Genomic DNA, 1,202 nt, shown 5'->3' with positions numbered 1-1,202 from the left:
TAGGTTCTAGGTTCTAGGTTCTAGGTTCTAGTCAAATTATAAAACTATTTGCCCAATAAGAGTAAATAAAACAATTTACTATCATCACAGGCCTAATAATACTTAAACCTACAACCATTCAACTTATATTTTTTACTAAGCGCTTTTATTTATTATAAAACTCTTTATACCACTCAATTAGTGCTTTCACGCCCTGTTCAACCCCTACTTCGGGTGTATATCCAGTCGCTTTAAATAAATCTTGGGTATCAGCATAGGTTTTGTACACATCACCAGCTTGCATTTCGCGGAAGTTCTTTTTAGCTTCTATGCTTAAAGCAGACTCAATCGACGAAATAAATTCCATTAAATTAATCGGGCTACCATGGCCAATATTATAAACTTTAAATGGCGCTGAGCTTGATGCTGGTGAGCCTGTTTCAACTTTCCATGAATCATTACGCTCAGGCACAACTTCAGCAGCTCGTACTACTCCTTCAACAATATCGTCTATGTAAGTAAAATCACGCCACATATCGCCATTATTATTTATATCAATTGTATCCCCAGCCAGTATTTTTTTAGTGAAAATATATGGTGCCATATCTGGGCGACCCCACGGGCCATAAACAGTAAAAAAGCGTAAGCCAGTTGTTGGTAAGTTATATAAATGAGAATAGCTGTGCGCCATTAATTCATTGGCTTTTTTAGTTGCCGCATAAAATGATACTGGGTGATCAACACTATCCGTTGTTTCAAATGGTGTTTTTTCATTTAAACCATACACAGAGCTTGAAGAGGCATACACTAAATGCTGTACTTTATTATGGCGGCAGCCCTCTAGTACGTTTAAATGACCTACAAGATTAGAATCAGCGTAAGCATCAGGGTTCTCAATTGAGTAACGTACACCCGCTTGTGCCGCTAAATGAATAACGCGATCAAATTGCTCACTTGCAAAAAGTTCACTCATTGTAGCGCGTTCAGCGATATCCATTTTAATAAAGGTAAATTCAGGATGGTCTTTAAACTGATTTAAGCGAGCCAATTTTAAATTTACATCATAATAGTCATTTAGGTTGTCAATACCCACAACAGTATGGTTTGCTGCTAATAGTTTTAAGCAAGTTGCTGCGCCAATAAAACCAGCGGCACCGGTTACTAAGTACTTCATGTTAATCCTTTTTTAATTTTAGGTTCTAGGTTCTAGGTTCTAGGTTCTA

General features: G+C 37.1%; 1 protein-coding gene. It reads right to left on the bottom strand.

Annotation, left to right across the window (positions count from 1 at the left end):
• Nucleotides 1-145: 145 nt before the first annotated feature.
• A complete protein-coding gene (locus B5G52_RS21765; RefSeq protein WP_087534709.1) occupies nucleotides 146-1,153 on the bottom strand; it encodes an NAD-dependent epimerase in 1,008 nt (335 codons plus the stop codon).
• Nucleotides 1,154-1,202 lie beyond the last annotated feature (49 nt).

This window comes from Pseudoalteromonas sp. A601, assembly GCF_002165575.1.
Lineage (GTDB): Bacteria > Pseudomonadota > Gammaproteobacteria > Enterobacterales > Alteromonadaceae > Pseudoalteromonas.
Note: the sequence above shows the minus strand (reverse complement) of the source record. Positions and strands in the feature narration are given on the sequence as shown.

Coding starts and splice junctions, on each gene's coding strand:
- B5G52_RS21765 (WP_087534709.1), bottom strand. CDS start 1,153: ATGAAGTACTTAGTAACCGGTGCCGCTGGTTTTATTGGCGCAGCAACT.